A 26,927-nucleotide genomic window follows, 5' to 3' on the forward strand; every position below is an offset into this window, starting at 1 on the left:
ACCACGACGCGAGGCGGCCTTTGGACGTTGCGAGAAATATCACAATAAGCACAAAAGATCAGATGCCTTGGCAACCACCGCGCGAAGTCTTGTCGAAAACCGGCGAGATTGGCGGGAAAAGTACACGCAAGTCGGGAAGTCGGCGAATTCAGCATGCGGCGAGATATGGTCTGGCAACGGTGCTCGCCACAGCCGCTCATTGTTATGGCGCAGGCATTGTGCCCGATGGCGGCACGTCGACATCGGTCACTGTTGGGCCCGGCGGGCGTCAGAACGTCGCTATCGCTGTCCCCGTCCACGGCGTCTCGCACAACACCTATACGAGCTTCAACGTCGGCCGTGCCGGTGCGACCCTCGACAACACTGCGGTGAACGCACGGACTATTGTCAACGAAGTGACGGGGAACGCCCCCAGTCTGATTCAGGGGCAGATCGCCGTGGCCGGAGCGCGGGCAAACGTCGTTCTTGCAAACCCCAATGGCATCATCGTCAACGGTGGTTCATTCGTCAATACCGGCCATGTAGCACTGAGCACAGGCCAGGTCTCGTTTAGCGACGTGCTCGTTGCCCCCGGCATTTACCGGCGAAACGTCCTCCTTAACACCTCAAAGGGCACTATCGAAGTTGCGGGCGGCGGACTTGCCGGGACACTGATTGGACTGGAGCTCATCGCCAAGACCGTCAAAGTGAGCGCTCCGATCACCAACGACTTCTCTTCGCCGACGGCGTATGTTCGCGTGAGCGCCGGTAGCAGCAAGGCCTCGCTCAATACGAGTTTCTCTCCCGACGACAACAACAACGATTGGATCACACTCGCCAATAAGCAGCAGGCGAACTCCGATGCCATCGCGCTTGATGTCGGGGTGACAGGTAGCATCACGTCGGGTCGCATCCAACTGCTGACGACGGATCTCGGCGCGGGCGTGCGCCACGCAGGTGCAATGATGGCGACTGCGGGGGACTTCTCGCTAACGTCGCACGGCGATGTGCAGTTGGCCACCTCCAGCGGGATCACCGTTGCCAATAACCTATCGTGGCGCTCGGCGGGGCGCACGACGATACGAGGCGCATCGATATTGGCCGGCGGCTCGATCAACCTGTCCGCTCGCGGCTTCCTCCTGGCAAATGCAGGCGCCGTTCAGTCGACGCTGGTCTCGTCACGCAGTGGCGTAGTGGTCAACAGCAAGGGCGACATCACCAACATCAGCAGCCTGATTCAAGGGGCGACGCGCGATGCCGCGCTGGCATCGTCGGCAGGCGCGATTACCCTGGATGCTACAGGCACTATCACCAACACCTCCGATCCGAGCTATCCGAGCGGCGCATTTGGGGTCATCTTCGGCGTAAACGGCGACGTCGTCATGCGCGCCGGACGCGACATCGACAATCGAAATGCGCGCATCGAGTCGAACCGATCGGTGTCGATGCAAGCGCAAGGCGATATCAGCAACGTCATCTCTCATATCGAAGGCGTCAATGGCGGCGCGTCGATCGCTTATGCCAACCGAGGCCGTCGCTGGATCGTTTTCTCGACGCGAAACGAAGGTTTCTCTGTTGACTACGGCTCAGTCCCTGCACCCAAGCAACTGTCCTACATCGTCGCCGACGCGGGCAACGTTACGCTCTCGGGACGAAACATCTACAACGTCGGCGGTGCCGTCCTCACGAATGGCGGCGACATCCATGCTACGGCGGCCAACCAGCTCGTCAACCGGGCAGTCATGGCGGGCCGCGCGTCGTACCAACGCACGTGCTTCATCTTCTGCAAGGCGGTGGCATCGACGACGACGGCCTCCTATGGCGGTCAGATGCAAGCCGGCGGCAGCATCGCCCTGAGCGCCGGACAAAGCGCCGTCAACATCGGTGGCAATGTTATCGCCTGGGGTAAGCGTCTGAGCGTCGACGCGCCTTTCGTCACGGCACAGGGTTTGACTGGCTACACCGCCTTCAACGGCACGCGCGGTCTGAAAGCATGGTTCGGCAATCACTGGGCCGCCATCTATGCACAGATCGACGGCGGGCTGTTCTCGGCGTCGTCGGGCGAGGTCGTGTTAACCGGGCGCGGGATGATCAAAGGAGGTGTCATCGCCGGAGCCAAGGGCGTGAGGGCGCCGCAGGGGATCGAGACCGCCTACGCGCCGCGCCGTGACCCGGCGAGAATTGGCATAAACCTGGGGCTGACGACGTGGTTCGGGCTATGACGATGCGCACGACCTTCGCCGCTCGCATCATTGCCACAACGTTCGCGGTCATGTGGACGACGGCCCCCGCGTTCGCGCAAAGTCCGCCGGGATTTCCCGCAATGTCGACATCGCCGCATGGCATCGTTGCGCAGCAGGATCCCGGACAGCGGTTGCTTGATGAGCAACGCAGCGGGGAGTTGCAACGTGAGCTCGACCGCGAGTCCGCACCAATCGAGGTAGCACCAACGGCAAAGCCACAAGTGCCCGACCTTCCTGCGGACGCGGATATCGCAACGCTGCCGGACCCCGAGCCGACCTTTCGCATCGATCACATCGTCTTCAAAGGCGATGCCGTGCTCAGTCAGTCGCAACTCGACCGGATCTCGGCGCCTTTCCTCCATCGACAACTTGGCCGCAGACGCATCGATTTGCTACTACGCCGATTGACGGAGGCGTTCGTCGCCAACGGTCTCATCACAACGCGTGCCTACCTCGCCACGCCGCAGAACCTGTCCTCCGGAACGTTGGCCATCACGATCGTGGCGGGCCGCATCAGCGGCTTCACATTGAACGGCGGCGCATTGCGTCCTGTAGGTAAAGACAAGCAAGGCGATGGCGGCGGATTGCTGACGGACGCAGGTACCGCATGGGCCTTCCCCGCATCGGTCGGCGATGTGCTTGAACTTCCCGCGCTTGAGCAAGGCGTCGAACAAATCAACCGGTTGCGCCGGAATCAGGCGCAGATTCAGATTCTCCCCGGGCAAGCGGCTGGCGAGTCCATCGTCGCGATCCAGAATCCATTCGGCAGTCGCTTGAACTACAACGTCGGCATCGACAACTATGGCAGCACCGCGACCGGCAAATGGCGCACGCGGGCGTCGCTGGAGACGGGGAATGTCATCGGTCTGCAGGAGTCGTTCAACGTCTCTTACATCGGCACGCGCGACAGCAATGCGGTTGTCGTCTCGGCGGCGGTTCCCTACGGCTACCAGACGTTCAGTTACACCGCAGCCCTTTCGGAATACCAACAACTCATCGGCGGTACGGCGCTGCTTTACGGCCGCACGCTCAGTCAGATTTTCGGATGGAACGGCGTTCTGAGGCGCACGTCGGCAGGACGCGTCAGCGTGGACGCAACGCTCACCAGATTGTCCTCCGAACGCAGCATCAACGACATCCAACTGTCCCCGCAGGATCTGACGATCTTGCGTATCGGCGTCTCCGGGCTCTGGCGCTTCTCGCGAAACGGAAAGCCGGGCGCGCTCACCGCATTGTTGGGCGTATCGCAGGGCGTGCCCTGGTTCGACGCCACGCGAGACTTCAACGGCATTCAGAAACAGGACGCCCATGCGCAGTTCACCAAGTGGGATGTCAGCGCGACGGTGCAATTGCCATTCGCACAGATTGGCCCGACCTACTGGACGTGGCGCACCACGCTCACCGGCCAGTACAGCGCCGTAGCGCTCTTCGGTAACGCGCAGATCTTCCTTGGCGGGACCGATTCCGTGCGTGGATTCATGCAGGGCGGTATCGCGGGCGACAGCGGCTTTTACGCGCGTAACGAAGTCGTCTGGGCCAATACGCCCAGTTGGCAGGGGCTGCGCTGGGAGCCGTATCTCTTCCTGGATGGCGGCAAAGCACATCTGGTGGCGCAGGCGGGCTGGCCGACGCTGATAGGCGCTGGTGCTGGCGTGCGCGCGCAGTGGCAGTTCCGCGGACAGACACTCTCGGGCGAGTTGATGGCCGGCCGCTCACTGATCAAGCCGTCTGCCATTGGCCCGAAGGGAAGTGTGGTTCTCGTCACGCTTAACTGGGCCGGTTGAGTTCTGAAAACACGGGCATGCGGGTATTCGGCTCGCCATGTCCACCAACGTTGCAGGAGACGTATCGATGAAAGCGAAGTTCGGTCGTGTATGGGTGGCCGCCGGTGTGTGTGCGGCATTGGGTCTTGCAGTGCCCTCGGCAATGGCGGCCAAGGCCGGGACAACGAAGGTGCTCGAGAAACCGGAAGCCAAGGCGCATAGCCGCTCGGCAGCGGCGCAACCGTTACCGTCCGACGCCATCGCGAGTGTCAACGGCGTGGCGATCCCGAAGACGTCGCTCGACGCGATGGTCAAGGCCAGCGGGCAACCTGACAGCCCGCAATTGCGCGAGTTATTCAAAGGGCAACTGATCGCGCAAGAGCTCATCAAGCAGGCGGCGCTCGGTCAGCGCTACGAAACACGTCCGGAAGTGCGCGCTGCGCTCGACGCTGCCAAAACCGTAATCGTCACGCGCGCCTATATGACCGAGCACCTTGACACTCAGCCGGTGACCGACGCAGACGTCAAGGCCAAATACGACGCTGTCGTCGCCACATTGGGTGAGAGCGAATACCGGGCGAGTGCTATCGCGGTGCCCGACGCTGTCACCGCGCAAACCGTGCTCGATCAACTGAAGAAGGGCAGCGATTTCGCAGCATTGGCGCGCCAGTACAGTCAAGGCCCGAACGCTGCGCAAGGAGGCCGGTTGAACTGGGTGTCCTTCAAGACGCCGCTTACCGCAGGGAACACTCAGAACTGGCCCCTGCCGATTGCCGAAGCACTGGTGAAGCTCCCTGCCGGCGGCGTATCGAGTGAGCCAGTGCAGATCGGCGATCAGCTTTGGATTCTGCGTGTCGACGACAAACGCGACACGCAAATTCCGAAGTTCGAAGAGAGCGCACCGCTGCTGCGCAAGCAACTCGAGCAGGTGGCGATGGAGAAGGCCACCGCGAAGGTCATTGGCGATCTCCTCAAGAACGCTCGCGTCCAGCAGTAACCAAGCCGCCGATACCAGGTCGACGATCCGCAGCCGTATGAAGCTGCGGACTCGGATAACGCACGTCACACGTACGAACAGGGCATGTCATGAAAACATCCTCGAGAGGTTTCATCGGGGCGGGGGAGCGCGCTCGTCGGTCGATTGGCATCAACGGCCCGGCGGACGATTCACTCTCGACTAAGACACCTGCGATCCGCACATCTCAGCGCGTGATTGCGGCGTGCGTTGCCCTGACGTTGCTCATCGGCCCGATCTCCGTGACGTTCGAGCTGAGCCGGTCGGCGGCCAGAGAACTGGCGGAAAACCACACGAACACCGAGGAGACGGCATTGAGCGTAATGCGCTCGCTCGCTACGCTGCGTATTCACGTCGGGTTGCAGACGGCGTCGGCCGCCCCGATCACCGATCCGACCGCACCCATCGTCTTCGCGCCGAAAATTTCGACGAGCGGCGACGGCGTGCCCGTCGTCAACATCACGGCACCCAATGCCGCCGGGATCTCGCTCAATCAGTTCCAGTCGTTCAACGTCGACGCAGCCGGCCTGATCCTCAACAACAGTCTGGTCAATGGCACGTCACTCAATGGCGGCACCGTGGCGGCCAACCCGAATCTCTCGGGACGCACCGCAGGCACCATCGTCAACCAGGTGACGTCCTCAGGCCGTGCTTACGCAAGTGCACTGAACGGCCCGCTTGAAGTGTTCGGCGCACCCGCTACGGTGATCATCGCCAACCCGAACGGCGTTTCTGTGCGCGGCGCGGGATTCACCAACACGATTGGTGTGACGCTGACGACCGGCGTGCCAGAATTTCTTAGCGGGCCGGGTGGCAGACCAACCGATTTCGCGAACGCCAATGCACTCGGTTACAACGTTACCAGCGGGCACATTCAGCTCGAAGGCAATGCCGGGGCGAATGGTCCGGGCAGTGGCATCGAAGGCACCGTCGGGTCCATCGATCTGATCGGCCAGACACTCGGGGTGAACGCACCGTTGTATGCGGGTACACGCATCAACGCGATCACCGGTAACCAGCACGTGCTGACCAGTGCCGTGGATGGCACGGGGACACGTTACGTGACGTCGGCGAATGGGGTGGCGAATACGGCCAAGGCCGTCCAGACCGCGACGGGCAATTCCTCTGCGTTCGCTGTCGACGCCACGCGCTTCGGCGCCATGATGGCGGGGCAGATTCAGGTAATCGGCACCGCGGCCGGCCTGGGTGTGCGCATGGTTGGAGATCTTGCATCGACGGCGGGTGATCTTGTCTTGTCGTCGGGTGGCGATCTCGCCGTGGCCAACCACGCGGCGCAGCAGCAGGTGAAGATGTCCAGTGGAGGCGATGTCGCGCTATCCGGGACCGGACTTGGCGAGACCGGCTACCGATTGACCGCGACGGGGGATATTTCGTCGGTGGGTGTGCTGCAATCGGCCAAGGCCATGGACATCCGGTCTGGCGCGAATCTGACGCTGGCGAATATTCAGTTGAATGCCGACGCCACGCTCAATGCCGCAAAGGTGCTTACGCTCGAGCAAGCGCAAGTCGGTGGCGAGTTGTCGCTTGAGACACAAGACGTCGCGCAAGGTGACATCCGTTTGACCGGTCCGGTGACGATCGCGCGCGCACTCGCCGCGAATGCTGCACGCAGTGTCATCGTGACGGGAAGTGTGGGAGCAGACGGCAACGTGTCCGTTGTGACGGGTGGCGATTTCCAGATTGCTCAAGGCGCACGTTTGACTAGCCGCAGTGCGCTGTCGACGCAATCTGGCCGCAGCGCGCATATCGGCGGCACGCTGGCGTCGGGGGCAACACTCACGATGACCTCGGATGAGGGGCTCGATATTCAGGGGGCCGTGGCATCGACTGACACATTACGACTGAGCGCAGGCGGGGCGTTGAACGTTGACGGCACGTTGCTGGGGCAGGTCGACGCCGACTTGCGCGCGGGCGCAGACATCACGGGCAAAGGAAAATCGGCTTTCGGCACGAACGCTACGCTGCGCGCTGGCCGCGACGTCTCGATGACTGGCGCGGTGCTGGCAGGGACGTTGGACGTCGAGGCGGCGAACGGTATTTTGCTCAACGATGTGCACAGTGTCGGCAATACGGTGTTGCGAGCGATGGGCAATGCCGGCGGTGGCGATATCGCACTTCAAGGCGAGGTCTTGTTCTACGGCGCGGCAGCGCTCAGTGCTGCGCGCGACGTGCATGTCAACGGTGCGACAGCTGGTGCCGATACCGTGACATTCAACGCCTTGCGTAACATCAACGTTGCAGGCTCACTCCAGACGGCTGGCAAGACCAAGGCGATGTCGATAACCGCAGGCCATGCGCTGACGGTCCCCGGCACGATCGAAGCGAGTGCGGACCTCGATGCCGCGTCGGGCACGAGACTTGACGTCGCCGGTAGTCTCACGGCAGCACGCGGCGTCAAGTTGCGATCTGGCGGCGATCTGCGCGTAACGGGCAATGTTTCGGGGCTGCGCGAGGGGGCTATCGATGCTGCGGGGAATCTCGACATTAGCGGCGGCGCGCACTTCCTTGGCAATACACGTCTGACAGCGGGTGGGAACGCCACACTCGGCGGCAAAGTGCAGACGACGGATCTTGTGGTCGCGAGCCGCAATGCGGTCACGCTCGGCGATATTCACACCGGCGGCACGCTCGATGTCACGGCAAACGGCCTGGCAGGCAGCGGTGACATTCGCGTGAAAGGTCTGCTCGCGTCCTTCGGCGTCGCCACACTGAAGGCGGAACGCGACGTTCTGGTCGAAGGAACCGGAAGGGTCGTGACGAAAGACAGGCTGACCGTCACAGGTCGGCGCGATGTGCAGCTCGACGGCGGCGTGACCGCGGTCGGCGACGCCGCGATTACCGCTGTCTCCGGCAATCTGAAGACGACGGCCGATCTGAGTACCAACGGCCGGCTCGCGCTTGCCGCGGGGAAATCGGTGACATTAGATGCGCCGCAGACGAGCGCCATTGGCAATGTGTCGGTGATGGCGGAACAGGACATCTTGCTGCGTGGTGCGTTGGTGGGGCTTGCGGGCGACCTGCGTGCCGGACGTGATCTCGCAGGCACTGGCGCGGCGGCATTCTCCAGGACTGCGATGCTATACGCCAAGCGCGACGTCAATCTGGCGGGTGTCCTGCAGGGCAATGCCGTGGCGGTGAGCGCTGAAAATAGCGCGACCGTCTCAAACGTCACGTCCAACGGCGCGTTCTCCGTCTTGGCCAATGGCAATGACGGCGGCGGCGACGTGGTGCTGAACGGCACGACAAAGGTGGTCGGTGCCGTCGATCTCACGGCGGCGCGAGACGTGAGCGTTTCCGGCACATTGGCGACGGGCGATAACGTCGGCCTTACTGGGGCGCGTAACGTCAACATCACGGGCGCCGTTCAGGCAGTGGGGAATGCCAACCTGAGAGCGGGTCGGGGCAACGTCAATCAGCAGGGCACGCTCGGTGTTCGCAATCATCTGAACGCGATCGCAGGCACCGATATCGTAATGGGCGGAATAACCGTCGTCGCGGGCAATACGACGCTGACGTCGAGCCGTGACGTGGTCGTTGCCGGGACGATGCACGGTCAGGGTGTCGGACGCATCGATGCTGGTCGCGATGTGCGCGGCGCCGGGACGGCCGCGTTCACAGGCGCGTTCGATGTGACGGCCGCCCGCGACGTCGACCACGGCGGGTTGTTGCAAGGCGGTGGTTTGACGGTCACGGCGGATAACGACATTACCGTGAAGAATGCAGAGTCTGCTGCGGCGTTGGCATTGGTCGCGAAGGGCCTCGTAGGCGGCGGTGACATCAACGTCAATGGCACCGCCGGCGCACCTGGGGTGGTGACGTTGCAAGCGGCACGAGACATCACCGTCGCAGGCATGTTGGGCGGCGGAGCTACAACGACACTGGATGCGCAGCGCGACATTGCAGTGAATGGCGCAATCCAGTCGGTCGGCGACGCACGTCTCACGGCACAGGCCGGGAGTGTTCGCTCACAAGGTGGCATCAGTGGTGGCGCGAATCTGTTCGTCGGTGCCGGGCAAGACGTTGTGCTCGGCGCGTCGACGAGCGCGCTGCGCGATATCGAGGTCAACGCGGGGCACGATCTGCAACTCGGCGCAGTGCTTGTCGGTGTCAATGCAAATCTGAGCGCCGGGCGGACGTTGTTCGATGCGGGCGACGGCACCGGCAAAGTCGTATTCGTCGGGAAGGCGACGCTCGCCTCGAAGGGTGACACCGATCTCACGGCAAGCGTGCAGGCGAACGGCATCGACGTGACGGCAGGTGGAGATGCGACGTTCGGCATACTTAACTCGGCAGCCGGGGTGAAAGTCGTGACGACTGGCGCCGCGGGGGCATTGGGTGGCCGGGGAGACATCACGTTCAACGGTGCCGTGTCGTCGCCGCACGCGTTCTCGGCGGTTGCGGCACGCGACGTTCTGTTGCCCGGCAGCGTGACGTGCGGCGCTGCATGCGAGTTGATTGCCCAGCGAAATCTGTCGATCACTGGATCCGCACTCACGTTGGGCGATCTGTCGTTGCTTACGCGCACGGGCGACCTCACCATCAATGCAGGGGTGACGACTTCCGGCACGTTATGGGCCAGGAGTGCGGGCAATGCATCGTTGGACGGCAAGCTGAACATTCAGGGCGATTTGCGCGCGTCGGCGGCGGATGACCTCACGCTGAGGGGAGAGGTGAGCGTTCAAGGTTTTGGCGAATTGCAGGCCGGGAACGACGTTAAGGGCGACGGCACGGCGGTCTTCGGGCGGGACGTCACGTTGAGTGCTGGCCGCAACACGGTATTGACCGGCACGCTTGCCGGACAGCGCGTCAATGTTCACGCGGCAAACAGCGTGGGGTTGCATGACGTGCAGGCGTCCCAGTCACTTACCGTGACGGCAGACGGAAAAGCCGGCGGCGGAGATGTGACCGTAAGCGGTGACGCCGTGGCGCTTGGTGCGTGGACGATGACCGGCGCACGCGATGTCACGGTGACCGGCAACGCCGTTGGGGGCGAGAACATTACATTCACGGCCAAGACCGGGAATATTCTTCTCAAGGCCGATACGGCATCGACAGGCAGTCTCGCGCTGACGGCATCGCACGGTGCAATCTCGACAGGCAATGTTGGCGCACAAGGCGACATCATGGCCAACGCCGGCAAGTCGTTGACGATGCAAGGCGACACTGCGGCCAACGGCCTCGTGCGTTTGACGGCCGGTGGCGACATGACATTGGGGGACGTGCGTAGCGTCGCCGCGGGCGCTCAGGCCGGTGTGATGAACGCGGGCGGCACGCTGAAAGCCACGTCGCTGACCTTCGGTAAAGGCGGACTCACGACGACCTCCGGCAAAGCCACAGACGTCGCACGAGCAATCGTCGCAGGCGATGCCTTGAAGATGTCCACAATGGGCGAGCTTTCCGCGGCGTCCGTTCAAGCGGGTAAATCGGCAACGCTCACGGCGAGTGGCATGAGCGACGTGCGTGTCGCTGGCGATATTGCCACGGGGAATGGTCTGAAGATGGTTGCGGGGCGCGATGTCATTGTCGATGGTGCGGTAACGGCAGGGGCAGGCGTAGACGCCGTCGCGACGGGTGATCTCACCATTGACGGGGCGGTGTCCGCGAATGAGAGCATTGCCCTGACTGCGACGCGCGGCAATCTCACTCTGCACGGCCCGATCACGGCCATTCGCGATTTCATCGCCAACGCAGGCAGTGCGCTCACCATCGGCAGCGGGAAGATCAACGGCGACACAACGCTGACCTCGGGCGGCTCGATGACGCTCGGTCGTTTGCTGGGCAATGGCTCGGCGACGCTGAAATCGGGTGGCGATATCGCGAGCGAGAACGACATGCTGGCGTTCCGCAAAGACGTCTCGATCGCGTCGCGCGGCAAATTGGAACTGAATGGCATCGAGACAGCGGGCGACGCCAAGATCGCGGCGCACGGCGATGCATCGCTGGGGACATTGACGGCTATCGGGAAGGTCTCGCTCGCGAGCACAGGCGGTAGCCTGATGTTGGGCAAGACGATTGTGGGCGGCGTGTTCGATGCGACCGCCGCGGTCCATCTGACTGCGCTGCAAGGGGTGTCCAGCATGGGCGCGATGACGCTCGTTGCGCAGAAGGGCGACCTGAACGCTGCGGATATTTCCAGTAACAACGCAGTCACGCTGCGTGCAGGGGAGCGGCTCGCGATAGGCGGCACCAACGCCGTCGTCGGCGACATGACGCTCACCGGTCGCAACGTCGTCATCAACGGTTCGACCACAGCGTCGAAATCCTTCACGGCAGCGGCTACCGATACGCTCGATTCGAGCGCCGGGAAACTCTTCGTAACGAAAGATGCGCATTTTAGTGGCACCCGTGTCGACACCGGCGAGATGATTGTCGGCGGCGGGTTGGACGTCACTGCAACCCGCGCTATCGAGACGCACGGGCTGGCGTTGATCAACGGCGCTACGACTTTCAACGCAGGGGCGGGGACTTTCACCAACTCGGCAGGTACCTCGGTGCTCAGCGCAGGGCCGCTGTCGATTTTTGCAAACGACATTGTTAACCGGGCCAAAGGGCAACTGGTGTCGACCAAAGCGTTGACGTTGAGCGCGACGGAGAACGTCACCAACGACGGTCTGATGAACGGTGGCACCACCTTCGTGAATGCACACGGAACGCTAGCCAATCGCGGCACGGTGCTCGGTGCGAACGGCATCACGCTCAACGTCGGCGGCTTGAACAACGACGGCGGCATGATGTTGGCAGGCAACGTGACCAAAGCGGAGCCAGGGAGCGCGGATCTCGAGTTGACGGTCAATGGCGCGGGCACGGTGACGACCGCAGGCGGCCAGCTTGCCGCGTCGCGCAATCTAACGGCGACGATGAACAAGGCAGCGTTCGATGCCACAGGCGGCGCGTTGCAGGCAGGCGAATCGCTGGCGATTACAGCAGACGCCATCAACAACAAGGGGGTGCTCCAGTTGGCTGGTGCGAGCGCGATGCTCACGGGCCTGTCGTCGCTCATCAACGACGGGACGATTCAGAGCAATGGCGCACTCACACTGGCGAGCCAAGGCTGGTTCACCAACCGAGGCAAGGTGGTGGGGGGCAGCGATGTGGCGGTGAGCGCCGAGTTGTCGAATGTTGCGGGCGCGTCGATTCACGCCGAGCGCGACCTGACGATGACGGGCAATGTGATCAATCGCGGGCTGCTGGAAGCCGGGCGTAACTTGCAAGCGAACGGTCCGAACTTCTCGAATGCGGGCGCAAAGACGCAAGCCGTCGGGGACATCACATTCGCACTGCCGGGGCAGTTGAACAACATTGCGGGCACGATCATCGCGGGGAAAAACCTGACGGTGAATGCCGCGTCGGTCGTCAATGACCAGGCCGAAGGGAGTGGGGCGGTGACCACGACAACCGACGTCATCGATCCGTACCTGATCTGGAGCGCGATGGTCGGCTCGAAGATCAACTACTTCTTCGGTTTTCCGAACGGCACCGGTGGTGAAGGCAACATGACTGCCGAGCTGATGAGTTCATCAGCCAATGCGACGCTGGGAGATCTGCTTTCCCCAACCGGCCGCACCTTGGCGGGCAAGCCGGATGGTGTTCACGTTTGGTCGGGGGAGAGATGCACCGTAGCGCCATACTTTTGCACGGCGGGAGCCTCGTCGCCAGTAGCGGGTTCAGGCGTTTTTTACCTGAATCGGTTCGGGCCTGGGGAGGGCGCTTCGGTTCTGATCAGTGGCAGTCCCATGCCGCGTGCGACGTCGTCCATCGCCGTCACGCTCCCGACGGTGCATCAAAGGGCGACCGTCATGGAAATGGGCGCGCCGGGCGTCATGATCGCGGGCAACGACGTCACGATGACTGCCGGAAGCCTGTCAAACAAGGGCGGGCAAATCGCGGCGGCCAGAAACGTGCTGCTCAACGTCGATGCGCTGTCAAACGGGGCTGCGGCATCGACGACAACGAGTCAGGCGTTCAGTTGGGTCGATCAGGCCGAGTACACGGCCATGCTTCGGCAGATCATGGCGGCGGGGACCGTCATTGTCCGCAGCACCTATGACCCGGCTCGTGACTACTACAACACCAACAAACCCGATGTAACGTTTGTCGTCAACCCGAATGCCACGGCACCGAGTTCCACGTCGGCGATCACCTGGTCTTCATCTCTCGGTCTGATCACCGCCGCGAACGACCTCACCATCAACGGCGGGAATCTGGTGAACGAGGGCATGATTTACGCCCGGAACAACGTCAATATCAATGCCGCGAGCCTGACGAACCGCGGCGGCAACACCCAGCAGTTCACTTCGCAAGCCGGATGTGCCGGGGGCGTGGACAATCTGGCGTGCTTCAAGGGGAACGACGTTCGTGGGCAAAACCCGGATACGACGAGTTTCACCTTCGCGCAGAACAACGCCGCGATCACCGCCGGCAACGATCTCACGATTGCGGCAGGCACGATCAACAACGAATACGGCGATCTGATTGCCGGCCACGACCTCGTAGTCGAGGGCGTTGGCTCGTCTGCCACGAGCACGACGCCAGCCGGCTCGCTGACCAATACGTCGGGCAACATCCTCGCGGGCAACGACCTGACGCTTAACGTGGCGGGCAAGATCACCAACACGTTGCCGCCACCGGTTCAGGTGCACGAGAACTACGGGACGCTCGAAAAATACGCGGGCTGTATGACGGCGGGGGGTTACAAGGAGAGTTACTGCGAGGCATACGTCGATAAGCAGTCGGGCGACGCGTCGATCATCGGAGCGGGGAACAATCTTACGATCGATGGCGGGTCGCTGACGAACGTCGGCAGTCTGATCACGGCGGGTACGAATGCGACGATCAACGTGAGCGGCCCGGTGGTGAACAGTGCTCAGACGCTCAATGCCTATTGGCACTCGCATTGGGTGGAAGAGACGGGGATGTTCGACCCGGACAAGCGTCACGATGTCTGGAGCTGCGGCAGTGCTGCGGAATGCACATCACTGTATGGCGATGCCTATACGAGCGTGGGCGGGGTCATCAACCCACCGACGCCTGTGGGCAACATCGCGGCGACGATTCAGGCGCCGAACCTGAAGGTGACGTCCGGCGGACAGATTGTCAACATCGGCAATGTCGTGGGGCAGTCCGTGTCATTGGCGGGCACGAGTCTGGTCAACGGCATCACAACGGCGAACACCTACACGCCGCAAGTGGGCAATCCGCCGCAGGTGATCAGTCTGGCGCCGGCAAACGGTGGCTTGAACCTGACGATTCCGGTGAGCTTGGGCGGCACACAGCACTCCATTCTTACGAGTACGACTGGCACGCAAGGCGGTCCGCGCTATGTGGTTGGCGGTTTGGGTGCGGTGCTCGACCCGGTGTCGCCACAAGTGTTGCTGTCGAATCTGCCGTCGTCGCTGCAGCCGAGTACGACGACGTTCTACTTCTCGCCGCAGCAAGAGGCGATCCAACTTCAGCAGGCAGCGCTCACACAGACAGGCAAGGCGAGCTTCGTCAATGGCTTGTCGACGGACAGCAAGTCGCAGTTGACGGTGCTCGACCAGCAAAAACTGGTGCTGTACGGCAACGCGGTGGAGTACGCGAAGACGAACAACATCCAGGTAGGTCAGGCGCTCACGCCGGAGCAGATCAGCGGGTTGTCGCAACCGATGCTGTGGTACGTGGAGCAAACCGTTCCGGAGCCGGGGTGCCAGGCAACGGGTAACGCGAAATGCCCGACGGTAATGGCGTTGATGCCGCAGGTGTATTTGCCGGAGAACTTCACGGCGCTGTCGGCAGACGGACAAATTCTGGCAAGCAATGACCTGTCGTTGAATTTTGGCGGTAGCGCGACGGGCGGCAGTGTGCTGAACACGGGCTCGATCACGTCGGGCGGCACGCTGACGGTGAACACGGGCACGCTGACGAACCGCGCGAACGTGGTGGATGTTGGCGAGATCTGGAGCTACATCAAGGACGCCGGGTACCTGAAGACAACGGGCACGACGGTGCAGCCGGGCGGTTTCATGAGCGCGGCGGCGGGCGGGCTGACGCTGAACGTCGATCAGCTCAACCAGATCGGCGGGGCGCTGACGCTGCTGGACCCGAACGGCCAGATCGATCACGCAGCAACGCAAGCGTTTCTGGCGGGCGTGGCGAGCCAGTTGGGCGAGAACTTCTTACAGCAGACGTTGCAAGACAACTTGCACACGGAGTTCGTGAAGCAGGGCGGGAATTTCGGGATTCAGCAGGTTGGGATGATCGTTGTTGCCGCGATGACCGCGACGGTGGGAGCGGGCATTTCGGCGTCGCTGGCAACGGTGGCGCATCAGGCGGCTTTTGATGCGGCGATCTCCGTTTTGGCTCAGGGTGGGGTGGCGGCAACGGCCGAGGCCGCTGCCAGCGCCGCACTCACAAGTGGCTTGCTCTCAGGGCTTGCGGCGGGGACGGTGGGCAACGCGGTGGTCACGGCGGCTTCTGCCGGAGCCTTCAATTCGGCTGTCGCGCAACTGACCTCAAGCGGCACGCTCAACTTCGGTGAAATGCTGAAGGCTGGCGCGGTGTCGGGCCTGACAGCCGGACTGACACAGGGGATTACCGTCAACGGTGCCGACGGAATCGGCTTCTCGATGGGCGGTTCGTCCAACAGTCTTGCGAATCTGGCCGGGGCGAACCCAAGCGTTGCACAAGGGCTGGCAAGCAAGGCGGTTGCGTCGACTGCGAGCGATTACGCGCGGCAATTGTTAGCCATTGCCGCAGTGTCCGCGATTCAGGCAGGTGTGGCGTCGGCGATTCGGGACGGCAGTTTCCTTGAGGCGTTAAAGGGCAGTGGAGTTAGCAATCTTGGTGCGGCGCTGGCGTTTGAGATTGGAGAAGGAAAGGTTGCGGGCACGTTTGGAGACGGCTTATCTGGTGAGTTGACGTACATAGCAACGCATGGGGCTTTGGGGTGTGTTGGCAGTGCGGCATCCGGCAGTGGCTGTTCCGGTGGTGCTATTGGTGCGGCGATAAGTGCAGGCCTGATGCCGGATCTGATTCAAGCCCTGAGCGCGGGCGGTCAGCCGCTGGACCCGGCGCAACGCGCGGCGTTGACGATGCTCGCTGGGTTCGCGGGGGCGCTCGGTGCGGGAGGGGCAGGTTCGGATGCAAATGCTGGGGCGTTCTGGGGGCAGAACGAGGCGCTGAATAATTCGGAAGCGCACCCGAGCGAGAGCGGGCTGGTCTCAAGATTTGCGAGCGTTGTCGTCGAGATGCTCAATGGTCCGGCAGATGCTCGGGCGTGGCTGGCGAAACAGTTCTTGTTAGCACATCGACAGCAGTCGGGTAATCAGCCCCCGGCTGACGCCAACCCTCTGGTGCAGGAGAATGACCGTACACCGCCTGCGAGCGGTGGGGCAGTGGTGACACCGTCGGTGCCGGTTTGCACGCCAGGGGGTGCATGCGTCATTACGCCGCCGGTGGTTGCTGGTGGTGGTACGGGGGTGCCGAGCAATGCGATCCTGTCGAGTGCTAATGATAGTGGGGGGCGTGACGCCACAGATACAGGCAAGATTATTATCGACGGCAAGATCGGCGGCCAACTTGAGGGTCGTGGATGGACACAGGAGGAAATGCAAGCAGTCGTCAATGAGGGACCGGTTGGAACGGCGATGGATAATCGATCTGCAGGGAAGACCTCAGACGGGTTGCTGAGAAATGATCCTGCATCCGTGTATGGATCGAAGAGTGGTTATGTTGTGGTTAACGATAGGACTGGCGAAGTTGTCCAGGTGAGCGGCAAGAACGATCCGGGCTGGGTTCCCGACAGTCGAATTAAATGGAAGTGAGTCACGATGAAAATTGATCTCCAACGACGCTACGATTCGCCGGATGAATTTTTCTCACTTGGTGGCAGCGTTGTGATGAAGCTCTCTGCCGATGCAGCAATCACGGTTTGTGAGCGGGCGGGGCAACACGGCTTGGTTATTGCTCGGATTGAGGGAGGTCTTTGGCACTCCCCCGGATTCGAAGCGAGGCTCGATTGCATTTGGGATGGAGCCGATCCGCCCGTCGAGGTTAGTGCCGCGGAACAAAACAATCTAGCTGCGGCCGAGTTCATTCGTTCGGAGAGCCGTGTGCATGATGTCTTTGTTGTGACGGCCCCGCGGATAACAGGCTGGTGAATTGAGCGAAGACCATCCTAACCATGAGCTTCCCTCGGCTTTTCGCCTTCCAGAGGCCCTGGGTTATGCAGCCGTATCCTTTGTCCGCTGAGCCGCAAGCCAGTCTTGCATGAACTGAGTTGGCGACATGAAGCCAAGCGATGAATGACGACGACTGCGGTTATAAAACACTTCAATGTATTCGAACAAGTCCGCCACGGCTTCGCGATGCGTGCGATACCTCATGCCGTGGACCCGCTCGTTCTTCAAGCTGTTGAAAAAGCTTTCCGTCGGCGCGTTGTCCCAACAATTTCCTTTGCGGCTCATCGAGCAGCGCATCTCGTACGCGGCCAGCTTGCGCTGGAAGTCGTGGCTGGCGTATTGACTGCCTCTGTCCGAATGATGCAGCGCACCCGGCCCGGGCCGGCGGCGGAACCACGCCATCGTCAGCGCATCGGCCACGAGTTCGGTCGTCATGCGCGGCTTGACCGACCAGCCCACGACCTCCCGATTAACAGGTCCAGCGTGACCGCCAGATACAGCTAGCCTTCGTCGGTCCAGATGTACGTGATGTCCGAGGTAAACACCTGATTGGGCTCGGCCGGCGTGAAGTTGCGGTTCAACACATTCGGTGCGACCGGCAGCTTGTGCCGAGAATCGGTTGTCGCGCGATAACGGCGCTTGTGGCGGGCTCGGATACCGTTGGCGCTCGAATGGGACGACCTTCAACTACAGTGCCTACAAGCTCCCTAGCGGCACGATTAACGTAGGGCGAATTACGCCACCGAGATGAATATGGGCACTGTGAGATCGTTAAAAGATGATGAGAGGGCGCTGCTAACTGTGCTGATCGCGGGGAAGCCTCAAGCAGCGCAGCTTCTCGGTTCTCTTGTTGGCGCCCGCGTTGAAGAAATGAACGATGGTGGAATGGGGAGCCTGCGCTTTTGCGCCTCAGATGCGAGGCCTCGCCGTCTCGGCGCACAGTTGGTCGAAAAGGAATTCATCGATAGCGAGGGCATACCAATTATGGTTGCCATCAACTTGGACGAGCATGGCGATCTCTACGAGCTTGATATATGGAAGGTTGATTTCTCGCCATTGAAGCAGTTGCCGACCGCGTGATATGGATTGGGGGTGAACGGCGACCTGTCCGTCGTAACGGAAATGACGCAGAGCGGCAATCAGCTCATATTGAATGGTATGCACATCGATGGTCCCGGAGCCGGATCGAGCAGCGTTAGTCAACAGCGGAATATTGCTCGTGCTTTAGGTCAACAATACGGGGTTGACGAGGTTGTCATCAACGGCGGCACACGGACTTTTGGTGCGAGCCCAGGTAAAGTCCCTCGCAGCATTACGATCAAGGTGAACTAGTGACGATGATTCGCGTTACAGGATGGAATACTGGCTTTAACAAGGTTCAGTTCGGCTCGCTACTTCGAGAGTGTTGCGGCTTCTCTTTGTCGGAAGGGAAACGGCATGTGGATTCGATTCTGCAGGGTGAGGTGATTGCCATAGAGGTTGCTACTGGTTGAGCGGGCCCAATTGACCTCCGCCCGAAAAAACGTAGCGGCGAGAAGTAGAGATTTCTGGCAAATTTGAAGCCCTGACGGGCGGGAGGTTTGCATGAAGAAATCTAGGTACACGGAAGAGCAGATCGCGTTCGCGCTGAAGCAGGCCGAACTGGGTACCACGGTGGCAGAAGTGTGTCGGAAGATGGGTATTTCCGAAGCCACGTTCTACATATATGGACTGCCCTGGATAGCAAGTTGATGTTTTGATGAGCACGAGAGTCGATTGCGTACATATATCCGGCAGTCATGGGTAAGCCCTGCGCCTAACTGGAAATCCGCACGAACAGGCCTCAACAACTGGAAGACCTCAAGGGCCGTTATAAAAATCAGGTTCCCTGTTCGCCGGATCGACCGGTGTGCCGCTTGTCAATCATCAACGCATCGTCGTGGAAGTAAGGTTACGCAGGGTGGTAAGGCTGGCCTGAGGCGAGCACGGCCCAGATGGTACGAGCCATCTTGTTGGCCATTGCGACGATCGCACGATTTGCGCCACGCCGCTCTTTAAGCGCCAAAGCCCAAGCATGCTTTCTATCCTGTTTAGTCGGGGCCGTTCGAAGTACCGCTCGCGCGCCATGAATTAGTAGTGTTCGCAGATGTCGATCGCCGCGTTTGCTGATTCCCTGGAGTCTCGTTTTGTCGCCGCTTGAGCACTGGCGAGGCACCAAGCCCAGCCATGCGGAGAAATGACGCCCGTTCTTGAAGTCTTTGGGGGTCGAGACAGCGGCCACAATGGCTGTGGCCGTTTTGGGGCCGACGCCTTCGATCTTCGCGATGCGCTGGCATGTTTCACTGGCCTTGAAGACCGCATCAATGCGCTTGTCAAAACCGGAGATTCGACTGTCAAGCTCCCGCAACTGGTCCATGAGATCGGACAACATTTCCCGCGCGAGTGGTGTGAGCGCATTGCCGGTGTCAGCAACAATAGCGGGAATCTCCCGACGCGCCCGCGTGATTGACTGAGCAAACACAATGCCACGCTCGGCCAAGATGCCCCTCATCTGGCTGACCAGGCCGGTTCGATTGTTGACCAGGCGACTGCGAGCACGATGCAGACTTTGAACATCCTGTTGCTCAACAGACTTTACGGGAACAAATCGCATTGAGGGGCGTTGTAATGCCTCGCATATGGCCTCTGCATCATTGCTGTCGGTTTTGTTTCCCTTGACGAAGGGTTTGACGAACTGCGGACTGATCAACCGAACCGCGTGGCCCAGCTTGGCGAACTCCCTGGCCCAATGGTGGGCGCTGCCACATGCCTCCATGCCGATGGTGCACGGCGTGAGCCTCAGAATGGCTTCCATGAGTTGCGACCGCGCGACACGGCGTCGTAGCGTGATTTTCCCAGACGCGTCGACGCCGTGCAGTTGGAACACATTTTTTGCCACATCGATTCCGAGAAAAGAGATTGCCATGATGGCCTCCGAAAACGAGATGAGTCATTAGCACGATACCCCTTCCGGGGCAGTCCATCCCATTAACTGGAAGAAGAAGTACGGCGGCCTCGGAGTTTCCGAGTTGCGGCGCCTAAAGCAACTCGAAGAGGAGAACGCCCGACTCAAGCACATGGTGGCGGACCTAAGCCTCGACAAGCAAATGCTTCAGGAGGTGGTGCAAAAATAGCTGTGAAGCCAGCCCGTAAGCGCGAGCTGGCTGATTTTTTGATTCAAGCGTATCGAGTGAGCATCCGGCGTGCGACAGCACTATTGCAGCTACGCCAGGCCACGTACTTCTATGTGCCGAGCCCACGTGACGACCGTGCCGAGCGCCGGCGCATCCGGGAGATTGCCGAGACTCGGATACGCTACGGCGTAGAGCGCATTCACGTTCTACTGCGCCGCGAAGGCTGGTTGATCAATCACAAGAAGACCTACCGAATCTACTGTGAAGAGGGGCTGAACCTGAGGCGTAAGCGGCCTCGCCGTCGTGTCGCTGCCGCACACCGTATGGAGCGCCCCGAAATCTCTACGGTGAATGCATGCTGGAGCATGGATTTCGTGGCCGATCAGTTGTTCAACGGGCAGAAAATCCGGGCCTTAACTGTGGTCGATAACTTTAGTCGGGAGAGCTTGGCGATTACCGTCGATTACGCCTTGAAGGCAGCCGATGTGGTGGCAACGATGGGACATCTAAAAGCGCTGCGAGGTACCCCGAAACGGATACAGGTCGATAATGGGAGCGAATTTATTTCTCATGCGCTGGATCACTGGGCGTATGAAAATGGCGTAATGTTGGACTTCTCCCGTCCCGGCAAACCCACGGACAATCCGTTCATCGAGTCATTTAACGGCAGTTTTCGGGATGAATGCCTGAACGTGCATTGGTTTCTGTCACTGGACGATGCCCGAGAAAAGATCGAAGGCTGGCGACAGGATTACAACGACTTCAGACCGCATAGTTCGCTAGGCGATTTGACCCCGGGTGAGTTCCGACTTGCCCACCTTGAAGCCGGAACTCTCTAGGCCAAAGTGCTCGGTTATCCGGGGGGAGGTCAACTCCCCCACGACCGTCAATTACAAAGTCATGTGCGACATCATCAGCCAGCGCACCAGCCAGTTCGTCGACGCAATTACCAGCGAATTTCAACAGCCAACACCGTACACGCGGCACGTCGAACTGCTCGAATTACAGCAGCCCACGACGGCGGCTGAACAGATACGACGAGCCCAATGCCTGCCCGACTCTAACCATTGCGTGGTGCAAATCGCACCACCCGCGAACCCTTGTCACGCCTGGGTTACGCACAGCAACGCAGTTTTCGGCGCAGTCCCGACACTTTTACTGTGTACCGCCGCAAACCTAATATCCGCGCCAGTTTGCCGGGTTTTTGCAAGCGCTTTGGCGCGTGCGTAATGTGTGTGCTCTCAACAGGGGATTCTCATGCAGAACAACGACGCCCACTCGCGCAATCCGACAGCCAGTCCAGCCAACCGGCCACACGCGGAACATCGCGTCATTGCCGATGAATGGCTACGACATGCGATCAACGGAATTAAGGAAATGCACAGCAACGAAGAAGCTCGCAGGGAAGTCGCAAACCGGCTTCTCTAGCCAATCGGTGCCACACGCACAACACCCGCGAATTGCACAAATCGGATGGCAGCGCCGCGACACGCTCAGACGCAATAAAGTACAAACCCGGCGCTCGGCCGGGTTCGTCTCACTGCTGCTGTCCGGTTAAAAGCCGATGCAAGCCTACCCTACGCTATCGCGTTAGCGACCGTAGTTTTGCACTAACCCTTGACGCCACGCTGGCACCAGTTGGTCGAATGGAAAGACCGGGGAACTACCCCCATCAATCAACTCGTTAATTGGCTTAGCCCACAATCGCTTGAGAGGTGTCTCGAATTTTCCGATGCCGCCAATGTCGCGCAACCCGATGACGGCGACGTCATTGCTTTTCTCGCAATAGATGCACCAATCGCCTACGTCAGATGCACAAACGTACCTATCAACCCTGTAAAGCCAACCGCTCGCAGGACCACCGTCACGTAACTTATCGTCGTACGCGACTCCACTAATCATCTCGTCCAAGAAGATCGCCGCAATGCTGTCAAATTCAAACCGCTCGGTCATGTCAAGGTTGAGAAGGCACGCGACATGAGCCCGTTCGACACTCAGAAGTTCGCGCACAACTTCCTGGAAGTCTGGCGCGAAGACGTGATCGGACGGGAAGAATAGAAAGTCGCTCCAAGGTCCCACATGAACACGGTCCGGTAGCGTCCTATCGAAATCCAGCGCCTTAACGACGTTATCAAACGCCCTCCGCTGATAAACCACATTCCCTTCGCCCAGACTCATATGCCCCTCGTCAACGGTGTCGTCAAACATTAGTTACTGCCCTTTGAGCGAGAACTTGACCGATGCCCTGCCCGGCCCGAAGTACTGAGCGCCAGCGCAACCCGTGCTTGAACGAGTGTAAATCGTATAGGTGGAAGACCCGTTGCTCAGAACCGTGAATGCCCCATTCTTCCCAGTACCTTGGCTGGTAACGTCATACCCTTTCGAGATCAGGTTCGACTGAAACTGCTCGGCGGTTACGTCCGTCTGGACATTCAGGAATTTGCTTCCCGGCGAGGTAATCGACGTATCAAACGCGGAGTTCGCCCCTGACGTCCCACTGTTTGTGGCAACAAATCATCGCAATTTAAGTTCAGCATCACCTCGTCCAGCCAAGACCTTGTCCACGCAGCGCATCCAATCTTTCCAAACTGCCGGATCAGCAGTCTCACCGTCGGCTAGATAGCTCATGTTGCCCAAAAGCGAACCTAACTCGTCCGATTCCGTCCGCTGATACAGCTCTACCAAGAACTCGTACATTGCTAGGTACGCAATTTCGGGCGTCAAGTTTTCCGTGTTCATTGCTATTTTCCTTTCGATAATCCAGTAGCTGGGCTAAAGCTTCGTGGCGTCGTATTCAATCCGCCATTTTGGATAACCCCGTTTCGGACACTTCCCCAAAGCTGAGTTCCGTTTGGCTGCATTTGAGCAAACCATTGATTCCCAAACTGGTCCGTGCCCAAACTGTTTGCAGAATTGTTCACCAGATTGACCAACGCTCGCTGATTCTCGGGAGAATCCGTCAGATGTCCAGTATCGTCACGGAAGATGTGCGACAGCTGAGATGCGTTGGTAGGCAAGCTATTGTCTGTGGCGTCACGCCCCCCACTATCATGAACACTCGACAGGATCGCATTGCTCGGCACCCCCGTACCACCACCAGCAACCACCGGCGGCGTAATGACGCATGCACCCCCTGGCGTGCAAACCGGCACCGATGGTGTCACCACTGCCCCACCGCTCGCAGGCGGTGTACGGTCATTCTCCTGCACCAGAGGGTTAGCGTCAGCCGGAGGCTGATTACCCGACTGCTGTCGATGCGCTAGCAAGAACTGTTTCGCTAGCCACGCCCGAGCGTCTGCCGGACCGTTGAGCATCTCGACGACAACGCTAGCAAATTTTGAGACCAGCCCGCTCTCGCTCGGATGCGCTTCCGAATTATTCAGCGCCTCGTTCTGCCCCCAGAACGCCCCAGCGTTTGCATCCGAACCTGCCCCTCCCGCACCGAGCGCTCCCGCGAACCCAGCGAGCATCGTCAGCGCCGCGCGTTGCGCCGGGGCCAGTGGCTGACAACCCGCGCCAGCTCAGACCCAGTTAATACGTCACCGTCACACTCGCCAACGCCATAAAGCACAAACCCGGCATGCCGGGTTCGGGCTCGCTGAGGCCGCTTGTACTTGCAGTTTAGGCTTCGTGGAAAATCTTAAGTCTCTCTATGACCTGTTCAAACGTCTTTTCGGCTTCCGGGTTCTCGTCATGGAAGCGATCCCAGAAATCGCCGCCAAACTCTCTAGGTGCTATGGAATAGCGCCCGCTACCGAAATCCAAAAAGGTCCAGTCATTAGGAACTGCCGGATCGACAACATCAAAGCATTGAAGCTCCACCAGGACCGGCGTGCTATCGGAGTCTCGCTGAACCGTGATCATTGCTGGACGGCCTTCTGGCTGGAAACGAACACCAAGAGCAACGTATGTCTTCCCTAACGTGAAACTTGGATCATCGCCTTGCCCTTTATAGTCACGCGGTCTCGCATACGCACTTTCACGGTTTCACTACCCCTTTCACCTTGAAGTCTGGCGTAACGTAATCGACCTTACCCGTAACCGAATTCATGTAGTAATGAACCTGCATCGATTGCCCATTTCAATTAGATCACCGTTCGCCGCGACGACCCAATATCCGTGGAACCAAGCCCTGAGACAGCGACCTGCTCGCCTGATGTTGAGCCATTGACGACGTTGGCGACCGAGGTTTCACGACTTTGCCCGACGAGCCGTGCGGCCTCGTCGGACGTGTTTGTGGCAACAAGTCGCCAACACCGGCGTTCGCGATGGCACTCAGCTAATCTTGGTAGTCCTCGAACTCCCAAGAGAGATTACGCGCAATCTTCTTCGCGACGATTCCCCACTCGTCGCCCGAACATTTCGCGATGTAATCGTCGACGCATCTCTCGATGACTGAACGATCGTACTCTCGAACAATCAACATGTGACGTCCCCACTGTGGCTCCCATACGTTTTGAAGAAGCCATTCTGGCGTGCATACCAGAACCCGATAATCATCTGCGCCAGCAGAATCGTCGGGACCCACCCTAAGTTCAATCCATAAGCTGAAATTCTCTGGGTTGTCTGGGACATAGCTATCCAGCTTTATAGTGGGGCTATCCACCCACATCGATTTCACAATTGCTTTCATGGCGTTACATTTAAGTGACCGTTGCTAATTATCGTTCCACTCGGCGTTTGCCTTACAAAATTTGCTTGAACGCCCGTTGTAGCAAATTGCGAAGATTTTGGTTGCGGCGGTCTATAAATCATAGTTCCGTCTGCACTAACTAAACACCCAGGACAAGCCGCTTGATTGGAGACTAGCGTAGCACCTTCACCTACCCAACTCTGCCCCAACGCGTTAGCCTCAGCAACTGTTCCTGTTCCAACAGAGAAATTTGGATCTGACGTGCCGCTACCATTCACCGCCGCGGCCAATCTTGAGTCCTGCGCCGCGATATTGGCCAGATTCTCATTCGCGAGCTGTCCCTTCAAACCCTGGAGGGTCGCTGCGTTCGCTGTACCTTCCGACGTCACAGCCATGTTTGTCGCGTCACGGCCCCCACTATCATGAACACTCGACAGGATCGCATTGCTCGGCACCCCCGTACCACCACCAGCAACCACCGGCGGCGTAATGACGCATGCACCCCCTGGCGTGCAAACCGGCACCGACGGTGTCACCACTGCCCCACCGCTCGCAGGCGGTGTACGGTCATTCTCCTGCACCAGAGGGTTGGCCTCTGCCGGGGGCTGTATAGGCGAGACCCGGCTTAGGCCGGGTTTTTGCTTTATCACGCGGTGCGTGACGGTGACGCATTAACTGAGTCAGAAGGGGCGCGGGCGGTCAGCCACCGGACCCGGCGCAACGCGCGGCGTTGACGATGCTCGCTGGGTTCGCGGGAGCGCTCGGTGCGGGAGGGGCAGGTTCGGATGCAAACGCTGGGGCGTTCTGGGGGCAGAACGAGGCGCTGAATAATTCGGAAGCGCACCCGAGCGAGAGCGGGCTGGTCTCAAAATTTGCGAGCGTTGTCGTCGAGATGCTCAATGGTCCGGCAGATGCTCGGGCGTGGTTGGCGAAACAGTTCTTGTTAGCGCATCGACAGCAGTCGGGTAATCAGCCTCCGGCTGACGCCAACCCTCTGATGCAGGAGAATGACCGTACACCGCCTGCGAGCGGTGGGGCAGTGGTGACACCATCGGTGCCGGTTTGCACGCCAGGCGGTGCATGCGTCATTACGCCGCCGGTGGTTGCTGGTGGCGGTACGGGGGTGCCGAGCAATGCGATCCTGTCGAGTGCTAATGATAGTGGGGGGCGTGACGCGACAGACACGGCGTCGGGTGGACCCAAAGTACCGCCGAACCTTCAGCCGCTTACAAATCCGGCTCAAGGCCCGGTGATTCCTTCCGATTGGGTCAGCCAACCAGGTAGGACGCCAGGCAGTACCATTTATTACCCTCCAGGAACGGACCCCAGTGCTCCCGGAAGCACGTATATTCGAGTGATGCCGCCCGGCTCGACTACAGTGCCGGGGCTTGAGAGTGGCTATTGGGTCTCCATCCAAAATGGACAGCCAATAAATCCCGCAACAGGTGGAACTGGTCCACGGGGACAGACGCATATCCCGCTGCCGCCTAATACAATGCCGCCTACGCGATGAGAGGTCAAGGATGATTGAGGAAAAGGACTTGGCGGAACTCTGCGCAACAATTCTGACAGGAGTAACTGTTGGGACTGGGTCGCTGATACTGCTCTTTGCGAGCGGGGCACATGTACTGGTTCAGTGCACGTTCCAGTGCATTGAGCGAGGGAATGTTCGTCACGGGCACGGAGAGCAGGCCATTGACAGCACTCTCCTGTTTGAATATCTAAATCAAACGGTAAAAGGTGCTGAACTCGACAACGAGTCTGTGCTGACATTGAACTTCGAAGACGGAAAGCAGTTGAAGATCATCCCGGAGCGAAACGGGCTTGAATCTTACGTGGTCACGACTCGCTTCGGGATTTGCCCAGTTATAGCAACTTGAGGATCGATGTGCAGTTACGTCCGCTGCTTGTGTTGCCGCAAACAACGGAAGCTCCTCGAATAGCGTGTGGAGTCTCAATCCAT

Annotated in this window: 12 protein-coding genes and 3 pseudogenes; 9 read left to right on the forward strand and 6 right to left on the reverse strand. The window is 59.9% G+C overall.

The window, feature by feature from the left end; translation table 11 throughout:
- Nucleotides 1-62 precede the first annotated feature (62 nt).
- From ACIPHM_RS19555 to ACIPHM_RS19575, 5 genes are all read left to right on the forward strand, one after another.
- The gene (locus tag ACIPHM_RS19555) at nucleotides 63-2,201 is read left to right on the forward strand and encodes a filamentous hemagglutinin N-terminal domain-containing protein (protein WP_400331744.1); all 2,139 of its coding nucleotides are present in this window, start codon (nucleotides 63-65) and stop codon (nucleotides 2,199-2,201) included.
- Nucleotides 2,198-4,006, forward strand: a complete 1,809-nt coding sequence (locus ACIPHM_RS19560) for a ShlB/FhaC/HecB family hemolysin secretion/activation protein (protein WP_400331747.1) — start codon at nucleotides 2,198-2,200, stop codon at nucleotides 4,004-4,006. Before ACIPHM_RS19555 ends, ACIPHM_RS19560 begins: the two co-directional genes overlap by 4 nt.
- Before the next feature lie 67 nt (nucleotides 4,007-4,073).
- A complete protein-coding gene (locus ACIPHM_RS19565; protein WP_400331751.1) occupies nucleotides 4,074-4,982 on the forward strand; it encodes a peptidylprolyl isomerase in 909 nt (302 codons plus the stop codon).
- An 89-nt stretch (nucleotides 4,983-5,071) separates the two neighbouring features.
- Entirely contained in the window at nucleotides 5,072-16,822 is an 11,751-nt protein-coding gene (locus ACIPHM_RS19570; protein ID WP_400331753.1) for a colicin E5-related ribonuclease, read from the forward strand.
- A 6-nt stretch (nucleotides 16,823-16,828) separates the two neighbouring features.
- Nucleotides 16,829-17,158: a colicin immunity protein gene (locus ACIPHM_RS19575; RefSeq protein WP_400331756.1), complete on the forward strand. Its 330-nt coding sequence runs from the start codon at nucleotides 16,829-16,831 to the stop codon at nucleotides 17,156-17,158.
- 63 nt (nucleotides 17,159-17,221) lie between these two features.
- On the opposite strand, the pseudogene ACIPHM_RS19580 reads toward ACIPHM_RS19575, so the two are convergent.
- A pseudogene (locus ACIPHM_RS19580) lies at nucleotides 17,222-17,841 on the reverse strand (IS3 family transposase); the annotation flags it as partial.
- A 91-nt stretch (nucleotides 17,842-17,932) separates the two neighbouring features.
- Here ACIPHM_RS19580 and ACIPHM_RS19585 point away from each other — a divergent pair.
- Together ACIPHM_RS19585 and ACIPHM_RS19590 are read left to right on the forward strand one after the other, a co-directional pair.
- Entirely contained in the window at nucleotides 17,933-18,259 is a 327-nt protein-coding gene (locus tag ACIPHM_RS19585) for a DUF6984 family protein (RefSeq protein ID WP_400332036.1), read from the forward strand.
- 504 nt (nucleotides 18,260-18,763) lie between these two features.
- Nucleotides 18,764-18,880 (forward strand): annotated as a pseudogene (locus ACIPHM_RS19590) (transposase); the annotation flags it as partial.
- A 229-nt stretch (nucleotides 18,881-19,109) separates the two neighbouring features.
- Here the strand turns inward: ACIPHM_RS19590 and ACIPHM_RS19595 are convergent.
- Nucleotides 19,110-20,123: an IS110 family transposase gene (locus tag ACIPHM_RS19595; protein WP_400331758.1), complete on the reverse strand. Its 1,014-nt coding sequence runs from the start codon at nucleotides 20,121-20,123 to the stop codon at nucleotides 19,110-19,112.
- A gap of 64 nt (nucleotides 20,124-20,187) precedes the next feature.
- Here ACIPHM_RS19595 and ACIPHM_RS19600 point away from each other — a divergent pair.
- Nucleotides 20,188-21,170: pseudogene (locus ACIPHM_RS19600) on the forward strand (IS3 family transposase); the annotation flags it as partial.
- A 751-nt stretch (nucleotides 21,171-21,921) separates the two neighbouring features.
- Here ACIPHM_RS19600 and ACIPHM_RS19605 read toward each other — a convergent pair.
- The 4 genes from ACIPHM_RS19605 to ACIPHM_RS19620 form a co-directional block, all read right to left on the reverse strand.
- Entirely contained in the window at nucleotides 21,922-22,539 is a 618-nt protein-coding gene (locus ACIPHM_RS19605; protein ID WP_400331761.1) for a hypothetical protein, read from the reverse strand.
- A 306-nt stretch (nucleotides 22,540-22,845) separates the two neighbouring features.
- Nucleotides 22,846-23,070, reverse strand: a complete 225-nt coding sequence (locus ACIPHM_RS19610; protein WP_400331763.1) for a hypothetical protein — start codon at nucleotides 23,068-23,070, stop codon at nucleotides 22,846-22,848.
- A gap of 882 nt (nucleotides 23,071-23,952) precedes the next feature.
- The gene (locus ACIPHM_RS19615) at nucleotides 23,953-24,195 is read right to left on the reverse strand and encodes a hypothetical protein (protein WP_400331766.1); all 243 of its coding nucleotides are present in this window, start codon (nucleotides 24,193-24,195) and stop codon (nucleotides 23,953-23,955) included.
- A 415-nt stretch (nucleotides 24,196-24,610) separates the two neighbouring features.
- Nucleotides 24,611-24,964 (reverse strand): immunity 8 family protein, encoded by a 354-nt coding sequence (locus ACIPHM_RS19620; protein WP_400331769.1) that lies wholly within the window; start codon nucleotides 24,962-24,964, stop codon nucleotides 24,611-24,613.
- A gap of 1,523 nt (nucleotides 24,965-26,487) precedes the next feature.
- On the opposite strand from ACIPHM_RS19620, the gene ACIPHM_RS19625 reads away from it, so the two are divergent.
- Nucleotides 26,488-26,844 carry a hypothetical protein gene (locus tag ACIPHM_RS19625; RefSeq protein ID WP_400331771.1) on the forward strand — a complete coding sequence of 119 codons (357 nt, stop codon included), beginning with the start codon at nucleotides 26,488-26,490 and terminating at the stop codon, nucleotides 26,842-26,844.
- Nucleotides 26,845-26,927 lie beyond the last annotated feature (83 nt).

It is taken from the genome of Pandoraea sp. NPDC087047 (assembly GCF_044745225.1).
In the GTDB taxonomy this organism is placed as follows: domain Bacteria; phylum Pseudomonadota; class Gammaproteobacteria; order Burkholderiales; family Burkholderiaceae; genus Pandoraea.